Genomic DNA, 17035 nt, shown 5'->3' with positions numbered 1-17035 from the left:
ACTGGCGGCGTCCACCGCCAGGATGACAAGGTCATGCCTGGCGGCCATGATGGGCTTAACCGCGCAGCTTGGCGAACGCGGCGGCCATGCTGCCGGCCGGTTCGGGCGCGTTGCGTGACTGCGACTGGTGCTGCGCCATGCTGCGACGGTCGTTGCGGTCGCCCTTTTGCTCGGGCTTGCTGCCGGCTTGCGGCGCGCTGTCCGTCAAGCGCATGGTCAGCGCGATGCGCTTGCGCTTTTCATCGACTTCCAGCACTTTCACGCGCACGACCTGGCCAGCTTTCACCACCGTGTGCGGGTCCTTGACGAAGGTACTCGACAGGGCCGAGATATGCACCAGGCCATCCTGGTGCACGCCGATGTCGACAAAGGCGCCAAAGGCGGCCACGTTGGTGACGACGCCCTCTAAAATCATGTCCGGGCGCAAGTCACGGATTTCTTCCACGCCTTCCTTGAAGGTGGCGGTGGTGAACTCCGGGCGTGGATCGCGGCCCGGCTTTTCCAGTTCCTTCAAAATGTCGGAAATAGTTGGCACGCCAAACGTTTCATCCGCATATTTTGCGGGGTTGAGGGTTTTCAGCAGCGCCGTTTCGCCGATGACGGCTTGGATGTCCTTCTTGATGTCGGCCAAAATCTTTTCCACCAACGGGTACGATTCCGGGTGGACGGCCGAGGCGTCCAGCGGATTGTCGCCGCCCGTTACGCGCAAAAAGCCGGCCGCCTGCTCGAAGGTTTTATCGCCCAGGCGCGGCACGGCCTTTAACGCCGCGCGCGAGGTGAACGCGCCTTTCATGTCGCGGTAGCTGACGATGCTTTGCGCCACGCTGGCCGACAGGCCGGAGACGCGCGCCAGCAGCGGCGCCGAGGCCGTATTGACGTCCACGCCGACGGCGTTTACGCAATCTTCCACCACCGCATCGAGCGAGCGGGCCAGCTGGCTTTGACTCACGTCATGCTGGTACTGGCCCACGCCGATCGATTTCGGGTCGATCTTGACCAGCTCGGCCAGCGGATCTTGCAGGCGGCGCGCAATCGAGACGGCGCCGCGCAAGGACACATCCATGTCCGGCAATTCTTTCGAGGCGAACTCGGACGCCGAATACACCGACGCGCCCGCTTCCGAGACGACGATCTTCGTCATCTTCGCTTCCGGGTGCTGCTTGATCAAGTCTTGCGCCAGCCTGTCCGTTTCGCGCGAAGCGGTGCCGTTGCCTATCGAGATCAAGGAAACATTGTGTTTGGCGGCCAGGCGGCCCAGAGTGTGCAAGGAGCCATCCCAGTCATTCTTCGGCTGGTGCGGGTAGATAACGGCCGTGTCGACTACCTTGCCGGTGGCATCGACCACGGCCACTTTCACGCCCGTGCGCAAGCCTGGATCGAGGCCCATGGTGGCGCGCTGGCCGGCCGGCGCGGCCAGCAGCAGCGCCTTCAAATTGGTGGCAAACACGTTGATGGCGTCGAGTTCCGAACGTTCGCGCAGCGCACCCATCAGTTCCGTTTCCAGGTGCATGAAGCTTTTCACGCGCCAGGTCCAGCGTGCCGTATCAAGCAGCCATTTGTCGGCCGGGCGGCCGAGGTTCTTGATGCCGAAGCGCACGGCGATGCGGCCTTCACACGGGTTGTGCGGCGCATCCCATTTCGGTTTTTCCGCTTCCGTATCGAGGCGCAGGGTAACGTCGAGGATGCCTTCGCGGCGGCCGCGCAGCAGGGCCAGCGCGCGGTGCGATGGCACGCTCGAAATGGTTTCCGAATAGTCGAAATAATCGGCGAACTTTTCGCCTTCGTCCTGCTTGCCTTGCACCACTTTCGATTCGACGATGCCGTGTTCTTGCACGTATTGGCGCAAGGTTTGCAGCAAGGTTGCGTCTTCGGCGAAACGTTCCATCAGGATCTGGCGCGCGCCGTCGAGAGCTGCCTTGGTGTCGGCCACGCCCGGGTTGTTGCCGTCGGCACTGGTAAATGCTTCGCGCAGGAACTTGCCCGCTTCCATTTCCGGCGTCAGTTCCGGGTTTTCCAGCAAGCCGTCGGCCAGCGGCATCAAGCCCGCTTCGATGGCGATCTGCGCCTTCGTGCGGCGCTTTTGCTTGTAGGGCAAATACAAATCTTCGAGGCGCGTCTTATCTTCCGCGTGCATGACGGCATCGAGCAGCTCGGGCGTCATCTTGTTCTGTTCCGTGATCGACGCCACGATGGCGGCGCGCCGCTCTTCGAGTTCGCGCAGGTAGCGCAAGCGCTCTTCGAGCAGGCGCAGCTGGATATCGTCGAGGCCGCCGGTCGCTTCCTTGCGGTAACGGGCGATGAAGGGGACGGTCGCGCCTTCGTCGAGCAGTTCGATGGCGGCGGCAACCTGCACTGGTTTGGCGACAAGTTCAAGGGCAAGGCGTTGTTCGATAGTGGGCAGCATGGTTGTTTCCAGAGCGATCAAGCCTGGGATGATACGCAATCGGCGCGATTGCGCAATCTTGACAGCGCAAATGGACTGTGCGTTGCCAGCAGCATCGACGGAGCCACAGCTGTGGGCTGGTGGCCGGCGATGATCAATCGGCCGATGTGGATGCAGACGATGGGCCGATTCTTCTTGTTTCTGCGTAAATGGCCGTTGACGCACCTTTTTTGCCGCTTGTGGGCCGCAAGTGTCGTATTAAATACTTATTTTTTAGGCATCATGTATTAAAACTGCGCAAAGAGCGTGTGTGAATCAAGCCAGCAAGGCCTGTATGGCGGATAATATTGCCTGTTGCCGATTTGGATACGACCTTTACACAAAAATGCGCCCCATGGATTTTACCCGCGACGAAACCAGTGAAACCCCAGTTGCCCCGGCCAGCGCGCCGGGAGCGCCTTTGCCGTATGCCGTCGCCACCTGGCTGCAGCGGGTAGAGGCGGCTGCCCATCCGAAGGCTGTGCTGAGCATTGCCGAGCCGGACCCCAAACTCAACCAGCACCGTTTGATCTACGTGCTGGCGCCCACCAGCGGTGGTCGCCACGTGGCCCTGTGCCTGTACAAGGCGCGGCTGCGGGCGAATGGCGATGTGGCGGCGGCGAGTCCCATCAGCGAAATCTTTTCCCTGCTGTCGGCGCCCCCCATCTTCTTGACGCCAGCCGACGAAGACCTCGTGCGTTTCTTCGTGGCCATGCGCAGCGGCCAAAGCTCGCAGACGGGCAGCGCCACGGAGCCGAAGGGCAAGGTGGGCGCGGCCCTGCTGAAAATGCTGGCCGAGCAAGACAAACTGTTGTGGGCCAATTCCTGGGCCGATGTGGGCAATGGTCTCGTGTATCCATTGAGGGAAGGTCCCGTGCGTCCCGCGCGCCTGTTCTGGCGCGATGAAGGCAAGACCATGCGCCTGGGTTGGCAAGTGGACCCGCCGGAGGGCGCGAAGCACCATGGTGCCGACCAGATCGATTACATGTTGCCCACCGATCCGCCGTGGTACATCGACAATCTGTCGTGCGGCGTGCTGGAACTGAACCAGGGCGGCTCCGATATTTCCCTGGCGGACTTGCAGGCGCTGGTGGCGCAGGCGCCGCCCCTGAACGCGAACGACAAGGTGCGCGTGTCGCAACTGCTGCTGGCGCAAGGCTTGCAGCATTTGATGCCGCTGCCGCAACCGTTGCCGCAGCGCCTGCGCAAGGACGTGCCGGCGCAACCGGTCTTGCTGCTCGATAGCGCCATGCTGGCCGATGGCAGCGCGCAGCGCTGGAGCGATTTCGCCGTGCTGTCGTATGACTACGATGGCGAGCGCGTCGCGTTCGACCCGTCGCAACGCGTGGTGCGGCAAGTGGGCGACGTGACAGAGATTATCCAGAGAAATACGGTCGATGAAGCGCGTGCCCTGGCCACCCTGGCGGAGCTGCAATTCAAGAAGCCCGGCTCCGCCCCCTTGAGCGGCTTGAAGGGCGCTTTGCAACTGCCTTCCCAGGCGCAGTGGCTGCGTTTTGCCGAGCACGGCATCGACGCCTTGCAGCAGCAGGGCTGGATCGTCGAAAAGACGGCCAAGTACCGCTACGATGTGAGCCAGGTCGGCGACTGGTATGCGCAGATTGACGACCAGGACCCGGACAGCGGCAACGCCTGGTTCGAGCTGGAACTGGGCATCTTCGTCGACCAGGAAAGAGTGCCGCTGCTGCCCGTGCTGGTGCAACTGATCCGCAGCGCGCCCAACGACTTCAACCCGAAAGTCATCGACGCGCATGCCGATGATGACCAGATGCTGGCAACCTTGTCCGACGGCAGGCGCGTGGCCCTGCCGTGGGGCCGCGTGCGTCCTATCCTCAACACGCTGGGGGAACTGTATTTCAGCGACAAGATCAAACATGCGGTGCGCATGTCGACCCTGGACGCGGCGCGCCTGGAAGAGCTGGCGCGGGGCCTGGACCTGCGCTGGACGGGTGGCGAGCAACTGCGCGCCATGGGCCGCAAGCTGAGCCAGTTTGGTTCCGTGCAAAAAGTGGCGGCGCCAGCCGGCCTGCAGGCGACCTTGCGCGATTACCAGGCCGATGGCCTGGCGTGGATGCAATTCCTGCGCGACCATGACCTGGCCGGCATCCTGGCCGATGACATGGGCTTGGGCAAAACCGTGCAAACCCTGGCGCATATCCTGGTGGAAAAGGAAGCGGGCCGCTTGACGCATCCGGCCCTGGTGATTGCACCGACGAGTTTGATGGGCAACTGGCAGGACGAGGCGGCCAAGTTCGCGCCCAGCCTGAAAGTGTTGCTGCTGCAGGGCAAGGACCGGGCCCAGCAATTCGACCAGATCGACCAATGCGATCTGGTGCTGACCACCTACGCCCTGTTGCCGCGCGACGAGGAAACCTTGCGCGAGCACGACTTCCACCTGGTCATCCTCGACGAATCGCATTACATCAAGAATACGCGCAGCAAGGCGGCGCAAAGCGCGGGCCTGCTGCGCGCACGCCACCGGCTGTGCTTGTCCGGCACGCCGCTGGAAAATCATCTCGGTGAATTGTGGTCGCAATTCCACTTCCTGCTGCCGGGCTTGCTGGGCGACGAGAAGACCTTCAACACGCAGTTCCGCCATCCGATCGAGCGCCAGGATGATCCGCTGCGCCGCATGCTCCTGAATCGCCGCATCAAGCCTTTCCTGTTGCGCCGCACGAAGGACAATGTGGCCAAGGAATTGCCGCCAAAAACGGAAATGGTGCGCAAGGTGGAATTGACGGGTCCGCAGCGCGACCTGTATGAAACCGTGCGTCTTGCGATGGATCAAAAAGTACGCGAAGAAATCGACAAGAAGGGCGTGGCGCGCAGCCAGATCGTCATCCTCGAAGCGCTGCTGAAACTGCGGCAAGTCTGCTGTGACCCGCGCCTGGTGAAATCCTTGCCGGCGAAGAAGCAGTCGGCCGGCTCGGCCAAGCTGCTCGACCTGATGCAGATGGTGGAAGACTTGCTTGACGAAGGGCGCAAGATTCTCGTCTTCTCGCAATTTACCAGCATGCTGGAATTGATCGAGCAAGAGCTCGAATCGCGCGACATCGCGTATGCCTTGCTGACGGGCGAAACGAAAGACCGGGGCGCGCAAGTGGCGGCCTTCCAGCAGGGGGCCGTGCCGATCTTCCTGATCAGCCTGAAAGCGGGCGGCGTGGGCTTGAACCTGACGGCGGCCGACACGGTGATCCACTACGATCCGTGGTGGAATCCGGCGGCGGAAAACCAGGCCACCGACCGCGCCTGGCGTATCGGCCAGGACAAGCCCGTGTTCGTGTACAAACTGATCGCGAAGGGCACCCTGGAAGAAAAAATCCAGTTGCTGCAGCAAAAGAAATCGGAACTGGCACAATCGATCCTGGCCGAGGGCGAAGCACAGAAGATGGCGCTGACGCAGGAAGACTTGCAACAGATTTTTGCTCCACTGGAAGATTAAGCACGCCGTACGCGTATACTTGGCGATTCATTCTTGCCAGGTATAAAGCATGCTGCCCTTTCTCCTCTTGCTGCTTGCCGGCGCCATCCTCATGGCGCTGCGTTTCGTCCAGTTGCGTCGCGCCCTGCTGCGCGCGCGGGCGGGCGAAGCGCAGTTCCGCCTGCTGGCTGAACATGGCCGCGACGCAGTCTTCCTGCTCGATGCCGCCACCCTTGAATTGATCTATATCAGCCCCGCCGCGCAAGCCCTGACGGGGTACGACTTGCCCACCTTGCGCGAACACGCGGCGCGCCTGGCGCAAGACATGCCGGCCCGGCTGCAGCGCTGGCGCGAGGGCGATACTAGCCGCTTGACCCTGCTGCGCGAAGTGCAACTGCCGCATGCCGACGGGCATCCGCTGGCGCTGGAAATCAGCTCGACCATCGTGCCGGCCGCTGCGGCGACGGGGCGCGGCGTCACGCTGGCGGGCTCGCTGCGCGACGTCAGCGCGGCCCAGGCGCAGGAAGCCGAGCGCGAAAGGGAGCAAAAGCGCTTCGCCTCCATGCTGTCGCATGAATTTCGCACGCCGCTGGCCACCATCGACGGCGCTATCCAGCGCCTCGTCTCGACCGCGAAAGACGCCGACGATGCCACGCGCAAGCGCTACGTAAAAATCCAGGCAGCCGTCGACCGCCTGCTGGGCATGATAGACGAGTATTTGTCGCCTGAGCGCATGGCGGCCATCGGCCGCGAGCGGGCCGCCGACGGCATCGCGCCGCTGGCCTTGCTGCAGCAGGCAGCGGCCACCGTACCGGCCAGCCACTGCGTGCAACTGGAGCTCGACGAGGACTTGCCTGCCAAGCTGCGCTGCGACGTGCCCGGCATGGCCCTGTGCCTGAAAATCCTGCTCGATAATGCCGTCAAGTTCAGCGCGCCGGGCAGTGCCATCATGCTGTCGGGCAAGCTCGTGCCCGAGGGCGGTGTGGCGCTGTGCGTCAGCGATGCAGGGCCCGGCCTGCGGGAAGAAGAACTGCCGCAATTGTTTGAAAAAGGCAGCCGTGGAATCTATGCGACGCACCCAGGCGCGGGCCTTGGCTTGTACATGGCGCGCGCCGTTGTGGAGGTGCATGGCGGGAGTTTGCAGGGGCATAATCTGCCCGAAGGTGGGGCGATTTTCCGCATTTGCTTGCCGCTGCCTGTCTAGACAATGAAAAGCCTTGCTTCCTCTGAAGGCAACCGTGATAATTCCTTGACGCAAACCTATTGTGCCGTCCATCATGCTGTAAAAAGTGAATGGCATGGTTCCTCCACGGTAGCTCACTAACAGAAGAATGGCGTAGCAATGACGAAAATACTGATCGTCGAAGACAATCTGGACTACGCAGAAGACATGGCGGAGTTTCTCGTTGAGCTCGAACACGAAGTCGATATCACCAGCTCCGCTGGCGCGATGTGGACGGCGTTGAGCCATGGCAATATTGGCGTGGTCGTACTGGACCTGGGCTTGCCCGACGAAGATGGCTTTAACGTGATTCCCCGCATGCGCCAGTTGTATCCGCACATAGGCGTGCTGGTGCTGACGGGGCGTGTCGCTTTCGACAGCCGTATCCTGGGCTTGCGCCTGGGCGCCGACCATTACCTGACCAAACCGATCAAATTTCCCGAACTGGCCGCGCATATCGAGGCGCTCGACCGTCGCGTCGGTCCGCAAGATCCTATGCCCGAACCTGGCAAATGGACCTTGAAAGTGAGCGCGCGCCAACTTGAGCTGATGGGCGCTGTCATCGCCTTGACGGAAAAGGAATTCAATTTCCTGCACTTGTTGACCATCAACACCCGCCCCGTGCCGCGCGATGTCATCGTGGCCGGCATGGGCGGCGAAGACCCCGATGCGGGCCGTCGCGTCGACATGCTCGTGTATCGCTTGCGCAAGAAGGCCAAGACGGGCCTGGGCCAGGACTTGCCGCTGCGTAGCGCGTATGGCGAGGGCTACAGCCTGTCGGCCAGCTTTAATTTGTCCTGATACCGGGACGCCAGCCACCCGCGAGCGTAGTGGCGAATAAAAGGGACAGAGTCAAGCGCATTTCCTCGCATTTTTAATAAAATAGGGTCAGAGTCGCGTCTTGCGCTGCGCAGTGTGTAAAATCAAGGTCTTAGCCTCTATTTACCGACTCTGCCATGGCCCGTTTACCCCGCCTCATCATTCCAGCATTGCCCCATTACGTGATCCAGCGCGGCAGCAACCGCCAGCCCGTGTTCCTGGATGCGACTGACTACGCACAATTGTTGTCCTGGCTGAAAACAGGCGCGAAAATGTTCAAGGTGGCCATCCATGCCTATGTTTTATTGCCAGATCAATTACATTTACTGGCCACCCCCAGCGATGCGACAGGCCTGGGACAGCTGATGCAATGGCTGGGACGCTATTACGTGCCGTATTTCAATCAAAAATACGGCCGCGAAGGTGGCTTGTGGCAGGGACGCTACAAAACTTCGGTCATCGATCCAGACAACTTCTTCCTCCCGTGCTGCCGTTATCTGGAATGCGTGCCCGTACAAGCGGGCTTGGCGGGCCAGGCGCGCGACCATGCGTGGTCCAGTTATGCCCACCATGCGGGGATGCGCCCCGATCCCCTGATCACCGACCACGCCTTGTATTGGGCGCTGGGCAACACGCCGTTCGAGCGCGAGGCGGCCTATCTGCGCCTGGTCGAGCAAGGCCTGGGCAGCAGCCAGGTAAAGGTACTGGAAGAGGCCGTACTCAAGGGCTGGCCCTTGGGTTCCGAGACCTTCAAGCAGGCGCTGCAGCAAAAAATGCAGCGCCAAGTGCTGCCTGCCAAGCGGGGCCGACCCCGCAAAGTCGCAGCCGCAGCGGACGCCGGCTGACACGCAGGCGCAGTGAAAACATTGTTGCTTGCCGATGTTTCAATGCGCTTCCTTTTACTATGTCCCTATTAAATTTTTCATGAGAATTGATCGGATTTAATTCGACTCCGACCCTAATTATTCTGGTTGAGTTTTTTGTTGCGTTGCACTACTCTAGTTTTTCGATAGTCATATGCAGCGGAGAAGCCCATGAAAGCGCAAGGCCTGTACGACCCAGCCAATGAACACGATGCCTGCGGCGTCGGTTTCGTCGCCCATATCAAGGGCAACAAGACCCACTCTATCGTCGAACAGGGTTTGCTGATTCTGAAAAACCTCGATCACCGGGGCGCCGTTGGCGCCGATGCGCTGATGGGCGATGGCGCCGGCATCCTGATCCAGATTCCCGACCAGTACTACCGCGAAGAAATGGCCAAGCAGGGCGTGGAATTGCCGCCGCCTGGCGAATACGGTGTGGGCATGGTTTTCCTGCCCAAGGAAAACGCCTCGCGCATCGCTTGCGAACAGGAAATCGAACGTGCCGTGCGCATCGAAGGCCAAGTCGTGCTGGGCTGGCGCAACGTGCCTATCGATACGGACATGCCGATGTCGCCTACCGTGCGCGCCAAGGAGCCGGTCATCCGCCAGATTTTCATCGGCCGCGGCCCGGACATCATGGTCACCGACGCGCTCGAGCGCAAACTGTATGTGATCCGCAAATCGTCGGGCCACGCCATCCAGGCCTTGAAGCTGTTGCACGGCAAGGAATTCTTCGTGCCATCGATGTCGGCCCGCACCATCGTGTATAAAGGCTTGCTGCTGGCCGATCAGGTGGGCGTGTATTACAAGGACTTGCAGGATGCGCGCTGCATCTCGGCCCTGGCTCTGGTGCACCAGCGTTTCTCGACGAATACTTTCCCTGAATGGCCGCTGGCCCACCCTTACCGTTTGATCGCGCACAATGGCGAGATCAACACCGTCAAAGGCAACTTCAACTGGATGCGCGCGCGCGAAGGCGTGATGAAGTCGGCCGTGCTGGGCGATGACTTGCAAAAATTGTTCCCCCTGATCTATGAAGGCCAGTCCGATACGGCGTGCTTCGACAATGCGCTCGAATTGCTGTTGATGGCCGGCTACCCGATTGCCCAGGCGATGATGATGATGATTCCGGAAGCGTGGGAAAACCACACGACGATGGATGACAATCGCCGCGCTTTCTATGAATACCACGCGGCCATGATGGAACCGTGGGACGGCCCTGCCGCCATGGCGTTTACGGATGGCCGCCATATCGGCGGCACGCTCGACAGGAATGGCTTGCGCCCGGCGCGCTACATCGTCACCGATGATGATCTGGTGGTGATGGCGTCGGAATCGGGTGTGCTACCGATTCCCGAGTCGAAAATCATCCAGAAATGGCGCTTGCAGCCTGGCAAGATGTTCTTGATCGACCTGGAAGCGGGCCGCATCATCGATGACCAGGAGCTGAAAAACACCTACGCCAACGCCAAGCCGTACAAAGCGTGGATCAACTCGGTGCGCATCAAGCTCGACGAGATCAAGATGGCCGAAGGACAGGCGAAACAGGACCGCGCCCAGGGCGAAAAAGCCCAGCCATCGTTGCTCGACCGCCAGCAGGCGTTCGGTTACACGCAGGAAGACTTGAAATTCCTCATGGCACCGATGGCGGTGGCCGGCGAAGAAGCGACGGGCTCGATGGGCAATGACTCGCCGCTGGCCGTCATGTCGAACAAATTGAAGCCGCTGTATAACTACTTCAAGCAACTGTTCGCGCAAGTGACGAACCCGCCGATCGACCCGATCCGCGAAGCGATGGTGATGTCGCTGGTGTCGTTCATTGGCCCGAAACCGAACTTGCTAGATACCAACAACGTCAACCCGCCGATGCGTCTGGAAGTGGCGCAGCCGGTGCTGGGCTTTGACGACATGGCGCGTTTGCGCAATATCAGCGGCCACACGGGCGGCAAGTTCAAGTCGTATGAACTCGATATCTGCTACCCGCTGGCCTGGGGCAAGGAAGGCGTGGAAGCCTGTTTGGCCTCGCTGTGCGCGGAAGCCGTCGATGCCGTCAAATCGGGCCATAATATCCTGATCGTCTCGGACCGCGCGATGTGCGCCGACCAGGTGGCGATCCCTGCGCTGCTGGCTACCTCGACCGTGCACCAGCACCTGGTCAGCAAGGGCTTGCGCGCGTCTACCGGCCTCGTCGTGGAAACGGGCTCGGCCCGCGAAACGCACCACTTCGCCTTGCTCGCAGGGTACGGCGCGGAAGCCGTTCATCCCTACTTGGCGATGGAAACCCTGGCCGAGATGGCGCACGGTTTGCCCGGCGATTTGTCGGCCGACAAGGCCATTTACAACTACACCAAGGCGGTCGGCAAAGGCTTGATGAAAGTCATGTCGAAGATGGGTATTTCGACGTACATGTCCTACTGCGGCGCGCAAATCTTCGAAGCCATCGGCTTGAACAAGTCGCTGGTCGACAAATACTTCAAGGGCACGGCCTCGAATGTGGAAGGCATCGGCGTGTTTGAAGTGGCGGAAGAAGCGCTGCGCTTGCACGCGCTGGCCTTCGGCAACGATCCCGTGCTGGCCGATAAGCTCGACGCGGGTGGCGAATATGCGTACCGCGTGCGTGGCGAAGAGCATATGTGGACGCCGGACGCGATTGCCAAACTGCAGCACTCCACGCGCAGCAACAATTTCTCCAGCTATAAAGAGTACGCGCAAATCATCAACGACCAGAGCCGTCGCCACCTGACCCTGCGTGGCTTGTTCGAGTTCAAGCTCGACCCGACCAAGGCGATACCGCTCGATGAAGTGGAGCCGGCCAAGGAAATCGTCAAGCGTTTCGCCACCGGCGCCATGTCGCTCGGCTCGATCAGCACGGAAGCGCACGCCACCCTGGCCGTCGCCATGAACCGCATCGGCGGCAAGTCGAACACGGGCGAGGGCGGCGAAGATCCGAATCGCTACACGCAGGAATTGAAGGGCATCCCGATTCGCCAGGGCGATACCATGGCTTCCATCGTGGGCGCCGAGCAGATCGTCGTCGATATTCCTCTGCAGGAAGGCGATTCCATGCGTTCGCGCATCAAGCAGGTAGCGTCGGGACGTTTCGGCGTGACGGCCGCTTACCTCAATTCCGCCGACCAGATCCAGATCAAGATGGCGCAGGGCGCGAAACCGGGCGAAGGCGGCCAGTTGCCGGGCCATAAAGTGTCGGAATACATCGCCAGCTTGCGCTTCTCCGTGCCGGGCGTGGGCTTGATTTCGCCGCCGCCGCACCACGATATTTACTCGATCGAAGATCTGGCGCAGCTGATCCATGACTTGAAGAATGCCAATCCGCGCGCCTCGATTTCCGTGAAACTGGTGTCGGAAGTGGGCATCGGCACGGTAGCGGCCGGCGTCACCAAGGCCAAGGCCGACCATGTGGTTGTTGCCGGCCACGATGGCGGCACGGGCGCCTCGCCGCTGTCGTCCGTGAAACATGCGGGCACGCCGTGGGAGCTGGGTCTGGCAGAAACGCAACAAACGCTGGTCTTGAATGGCTTGCGCAGCCGTATCCGTGTGCAAGCCGATGGCCAGATGAAGACGGGCCGCGACGTGGTCATCGCCGCCTTGCTGGGCGCCGACGAGATCGGTTTCGCCACGGCGCCGCTGGTGGTCGAAGGTTGCATCATGATGCGCAAATGCCATTTGAATACTTGCCCCGTGGGCGTAGCCACGCAAGACCCGGTCCTGCGCGCCAAGTTCAGCGGCAAACCGGAATATGTCGTCAATTACTTCTTCTTCGTTGCCGAAGAAGCCCGTCAATTGATGGCGCAGCTGGGCATACGCACGTACGACGAATTGATCGGCCGCGTGGACTTGCTGGACAAATCGAAGGCGATTTCGCACTGGAAGGCGCAAGGGCTCGATTTCTCGGCCATTTTCTACAAGCCGGAAACACCCGATGGGCAAGCGTGCCGCCATGTGGAATTCCAGGACCATGCGCTGGAGAAGGCACTCGACCATAAGCTGATCGCGCAAGCGCGCGCGGCGCTGGAAAAGGGCGAGCGCGTCTCCTTCATTTCGCCCGTGCGCAACCTGAACCGCACGGTGGGCACCATGCTGTCGGGCGAAGTGGCAAAGAAATATGGTCATGCCGGTTTGCCGGACGACACCATCCACATTCAATTGCAAGGCACGGCGGGCCAGTCGGCCTGCGCCTTCCTGGCGCATGGCATCACGATTGACCTGGTGGGCGAGGGCAACGATTACGTGGGCAAGGGCTTGTCGGGCGGGCGCATCATCGTGCGCCCGAATACGGAATTCCGTGGCTGGGCCGTGGACAACATCATCATCGGCAACACGGTGCTGTACGGCGCCATTGCCGGCGAAGCCTTTTTTAATGGCGTTGCCGGAGAACGCTTTGCCGTGCGCAACTCGGGCGCCACCACGGTGGTCGAGGGCCTGGGCGACCATGGCTGCGAATACATGACGGGTGGCACGGTGGTGGTGCTGGGCAGCACGGGACGCAATTTCGCGGCCGGCATGTCGGGCGGCATCGCCTATGTATACGATCCGGCCGGTGACTTTGCCAGCAAGTGCAACACGGCCATGGTCAGCCTGGACAAGGTCGTGCCCGCAGCGGAACAGCATATCGAGCGCGATGCCTGGCATACCCAGCACCGCGACGGCGTGCCGGAAGCCGACGAAGTCATTCTCAAGCGCCTGATCGAGCGCCATTTCAAGCACACGGGCAGCACGCGCGCCCGCGTCTTGCTGGACGACTGGGCCGCGGCGCGCGGCAAGTTCGTGAAAGTTTTCCCGAACGAATACAAGCGCGCGCTGATCGAGATGGCTGCCGATGCCGCCATGGAAGTACAAGCCGTCGCCGCCTGAGCCAGCTAAGCTCATTGCCTAATGCATGACCAGGGAGCGGCCCAGCCGCTCCCCGCCAGCCAAATACAAAGGAACTATCGTGGGTAAAATTACCGGCTTCATGGAATTCAAGCGCCAGGACGAGCATTATCTGGAGCCTGTCGCGCGCCTGAAGAACTACAAGGAATTCGTGCTGCACCTGTCGGATGCGCAAGCCACGGTGCAGGGTGCGCGCTGCATGGATTGCGGCATCCCCTTCTGCACCACGGGTTGTCCCGTGAATAACATTATCCCCGACTGGAATGACTTGGTGTACCGTGGCGCTTACCGCGAAGCGCTCGACACCTTGCATTCGACCAATAACTTCCCGGAATTTACGGGCCGCATCTGCCCGGCGCCGTGCGAATCGGCCTGTACCTTGGGTATTCATGAAGATCCGGTCGGCATCAAGTCCATCGAGCATAAAATCATCGACATGGGCTGGGAGCACGGCTGGGTCACGCCGCAGCCGGCGAGTTTTAGTACCGGCAAGAAAGTGGCCATCGTCGGTTCCGGTCCTGCCGGCCTGGCGGCAGCGCAGCAGCTGGCGCGCGCCGGCCATGCCGTTACCGTGTTTGAAAAGAGCGACCGGGTCGGTGGTTTGTTGCGCTATGGCATCCCCGACTTCAAGATGGCAAAGTCGCACATCGACCAGCGCGTGAAGCAGATGGAGGACGAAGGCGTGGTGTTCCGCACCAGCGTGCTCGTGGGCAAGGATTTCCCTGCCCATGTCAACAACTGGGCCAAGGAAACCATTTTCCCGGAAGACCTGGAAAAAGAATTCGACGCCGTCATCATGGCTGGTGGCGCCGAGCAGCCGCGCGACTTGCCCGTGCCGGGCCGCGATTTGAAAGGCGTGCATTTCGCCATGGATTTCCTGCCGCTGCAAAACAAGGTGAATGCAGGCGACAAGCTCAAGGACCAGATCAAGGCGACGGGCAAGCACGTGGTGGTGATCGGCGGCGGCGACACGGGGTCTGACTGTGTGGGTACCTCGAACCGCCATGGCGCGGCCTCGGTGGCGCAATTTGAACTGATGCCGCAGCCGCCGGAGCAGGAAAACAAGCCCTTGGTCTGGCCATACTGGCCGACCAAGCTGCGCACCTCGTCCTCGCACGAGGAAGGCTGCGAGCGCGACTGGGCCGTGGCCACCAAGCGTTTCGAAGGCAAGGGCGGCAAGCTGGAAAAGCTGATCGCCTGCCGCGTGGAGTGGAAAGACGGCAAAATGAGCGAAGTGCCGGACTCGGAATTCGAGATGAAGGCCGACCTGGTCTTCCTGGCCATGGGTTTTGTTTCCCCTGTGCAACAAGTGCTGGAAGCGTTCGGCGTCGATACGGATGCGCGTGGCAACGTCAAGGCCAGCACGGACGGTGCCGCTTGCTACCAGACCTCGGTGGCCAAGGTGTTTACTGCCGGCGACATGCGCCGTGGCCAGTCGCTGGTGGTGTGGGCGATCCGCGAGGGGCGCCAGTGTGCGCGCGCCGTCGATGAGTTCCTGATGGGGACATCTTTGCTGCCGCGCTAATCAAGCAGCAATTGTTGTTTTTTCGACAGGGCCACGGCGCGGCTTGCGACGTGGCTTTTCTTATTTTTACGTGTCCAGTCGCGCGCCTGAATGGCTTTGGGTGGGGGCGCAATGCAGATGTCAAATATCCACTACAATAGCTGACTTTTAGTTCATTAGTGTTGTATTCTTCGCCTTCGCGCGGCTGTCTCTAGGGGTGTCTCAGCAGAGGTTGGCGTTTCTGCACTACAATACGCCATTAAAATAGTGAGTTTCGTCGTGCCAAATCTTGTTGAAATCCGTGATTTACACTTTGCCTATGGAGAACGTTCGATTTTATCGGGCCTTCAAATGGATTTCCCACGTGGAAAAGTTGTGGCCGTCATGGGTGGCTCTGGCAGTGGCAAGACGACCGTATTGCGCCTGATCGGCGGGCAATTGCGCCCCAGTAGCGGCTCCGTGAATGTCGACGGCCAGATCGTGCATACGCTCGAGACTGACCAACTATATGAATTGCGCCGCAAGATGGGCATGCTGTTCCAGCACGGCGCCCTGTTTACGGACTTGACGGCGTTCGAGAACGTGGCGTTTCCCCTGCGCGAACACACGGACTTGAATGAAGAGCTGATCCGTACCCTGGTGCTGATGAAGCTGAACGCCGTGGGTTTGCGTAATGCGGCGCAATTGAAGCCGGCCGAGATTTCGGGCGGCATGGGCCGCCGCGTTGCGCTGGCGCGCGCCATCGCGCTCGACCCTGAGCTGATCATGTACGATGAACCATTCGCCGGCCTGGACCCGATTTCCATGGGCGTCACGGCCAATTTGATCCGCAATCTGAACGATGCGCTGGGTTCCACGTCTATTTTGGTATCGCACGACGTGAAGGAGTGTTTCGCCATCGCCGATTACGTCTATTTTCTGTCATCGGGCAAGATCGTGGCGCACGGCACGCCGGCCGAGATGGCCGTGTCGACGCATCCCTACGTCAAGCAGTTCGTCAACGCCGATGCCGATGGCCCCGTACCGTTCCATTATCCGGGCAAGTCGCTGGCCGACGACCTGGGACTGCAAGCGGGAGCGGGCCGATGATCGCGCGTTTCCTGGCGGAGATCGGAGCATGGTTGCGGCGCTCGGTACAAGACCTGGGCTTTGCCGTGCGCTCGTTCTTTCTCATCATTGCCTCCTCGGGCGGCCTGTGGCGACGCCCACATTTGCTAATAGAGCAACTTTTTTACATCGGCAGCCGCTCGGTGCTGATCATCGCCGTATCCGGCCTGTTCGTCGGCATGGTGTTGGGTTTGCAAGGCTATTACACACTGAGTACCTTTGGCGCGACGCAGTCGCTGGGGCAGTTGGTGGCGCTATCGTTGATGCGTGAACTGGGTCCGGTCGTCACGGCGCTGCTGTTTGCGGGCCGCGCCGGCACCTCGCTGACGGCGGAAATCGGTCTGATGAAAGCGGGTGAGCAGTTGTCGGCCATGGAAATGATGGCCGTGAACCCGATCCAGCGCGTGCTGGCGCCCCGTTTCTGGGCCGGCGTGATCGCCATGCCTATCCTGGGTGGCATTTTCACGGCCGTCGGCGTCATCGGCAGCTACCTGGTAGGCGTGGTGCTGATCGGCGTCGATGAAGGCTCGTTCTGGTCGCAGATGCAGGGCGGTGTGAATATCTGGAAAGACATCGCCAATGGTACTTATGTGAAAAGCATGGTCTTCGGTATCGCGGTGACATTCATTGCGCTGTTCCAGGGTTATCAGGCACAGCCGACACCGGAAGATGTCTCCGGCGCGACCACGCGCACGGTGGTGATTTCATCGTTGATGGTGTGGTGGCTTGATTTCATGATGACGGCGTTGATGTTCAGCAAGTAATTGCC

9 protein-coding genes are annotated in these 17035 nt (G+C 60.8%); 8 read left to right on the top strand and 1 reads right to left on the bottom strand.

The genetic code is table 11. The features are described from left to right. Positions 1–55: 55 nt before the first annotated feature. Positions 56–2404, bottom strand: a complete 2349-nt coding sequence (locus ACQ4V8_RS11065; RefSeq protein WP_010402154.1) for a Tex family protein — start codon at positions 2402–2404, stop codon at positions 56–58. A gap of 373 nt (positions 2405–2777) precedes the next feature. Here ACQ4V8_RS11065 and ACQ4V8_RS11060 point away from each other — a divergent pair, with 373 nt between their 5' ends. The 8 genes from ACQ4V8_RS11060 (at position 2778) to mlaE (ending at position 17030) form a co-directional block, all read left to right on the top strand. Continuing rightward, positions 2778–5882: a DEAD/DEAH box helicase gene (locus tag ACQ4V8_RS11060; protein ID WP_436571456.1), complete on the top strand. Its 3105-nt coding sequence runs from the start codon at positions 2778–2780 to the stop codon at positions 5880–5882. Between the two features lie 49 nt (positions 5883–5931). Next, a complete protein-coding gene (locus tag ACQ4V8_RS11055) occupies positions 5932–7065 on the top strand; it encodes a PAS domain-containing sensor histidine kinase (protein ID WP_010402152.1) in 1134 nt (377 codons plus the stop codon). A gap of 138 nt (positions 7066–7203) precedes the next feature. After that, positions 7204–7884 carry a response regulator transcription factor gene (locus tag ACQ4V8_RS11050; protein WP_010402150.1) on the top strand — a complete coding sequence of 227 codons (681 nt, stop codon included), beginning with the start codon at positions 7204–7206 and terminating at the stop codon, positions 7882–7884. Between the two features lie 155 nt (positions 7885–8039). After that, positions 8040–8747, top strand: coding sequence for a transposase (locus tag ACQ4V8_RS11045; protein WP_070346033.1), 708 nt, complete (start codon positions 8040–8042; stop codon positions 8745–8747). 189 nt (positions 8748–8936) lie between these two features. Then, entirely contained in the window at positions 8937–13637 is a 4701-nt protein-coding gene (locus tag ACQ4V8_RS11040) for a glutamate synthase-related protein (RefSeq protein WP_070346034.1), read from the top strand. A gap of 79 nt (positions 13638–13716) precedes the next feature. Further along, positions 13717–15180 carry a glutamate synthase subunit beta gene (locus ACQ4V8_RS11035; protein ID WP_010402145.1) on the top strand — a complete coding sequence of 488 codons (1464 nt, stop codon included), beginning with the start codon at positions 13717–13719 and terminating at the stop codon, positions 15178–15180. 258 nt (positions 15181–15438) lie between these two features. Next, positions 15439–16248 (top strand): ABC transporter ATP-binding protein, encoded by an 810-nt coding sequence (locus tag ACQ4V8_RS11030; RefSeq protein WP_043463093.1) that lies wholly within the window; start codon positions 15439–15441, stop codon positions 16246–16248. Beyond that, a complete protein-coding gene (gene mlaE, locus ACQ4V8_RS11025; RefSeq protein ID WP_436571455.1) occupies positions 16245–17030 on the top strand; it encodes a lipid asymmetry maintenance ABC transporter permease subunit MlaE in 786 nt (261 codons plus the stop codon). The genes ACQ4V8_RS11030 and mlaE overlap by 4 nt, the downstream gene beginning before the upstream one ends. Positions 17031–17035 lie beyond the last annotated feature (5 nt).

The sequence above is a fragment of the Janthinobacterium paucivorans genome (assembly GCF_051380805.1).
Classification (GTDB): Bacteria; Pseudomonadota; Gammaproteobacteria; order Burkholderiales; family Burkholderiaceae_D; genus Janthinobacterium; species Janthinobacterium lividum_D.
The sequence above is the reverse complement of the archived record's forward strand: the minus strand, read 5'-3'. Positions and strand labels throughout refer to the sequence as shown.

Coding starts and splice junctions, on each gene's coding strand:
- ACQ4V8_RS11040 (WP_070346034.1), top strand. CDS start 8,937: ATGAAAGCGCAAGGCCTGTACGACCCAGCCAATGAACACGATGCCTGC.
- ACQ4V8_RS11060 (WP_436571456.1), top strand. CDS start 2,778: ATGGATTTTACCCGCGACGAAACCAGTGAAACCCCAGTTGCCCCGGCC.
- ACQ4V8_RS11045 (WP_070346033.1), top strand. CDS start 8,040: ATGGCCCGTTTACCCCGCCTCATCATTCCAGCATTGCCCCATTACGTG.
- mlaE (WP_436571455.1), top strand. CDS start 16,245: ATGATCGCGCGTTTCCTGGCGGAGATCGGAGCATGGTTGCGGCGCTCG.
- ACQ4V8_RS11065 (WP_010402154.1), bottom strand. CDS start 2,404: ATGCTGCCCACTATCGAACAACGCCTTGCCCTTGAACTTGTCGCCAAA.
- ACQ4V8_RS11055 (WP_010402152.1), top strand. CDS start 5,932: ATGCTGCCCTTTCTCCTCTTGCTGCTTGCCGGCGCCATCCTCATGGCG.
- ACQ4V8_RS11050 (WP_010402150.1), top strand. CDS start 7,204: ATGACGAAAATACTGATCGTCGAAGACAATCTGGACTACGCAGAAGAC.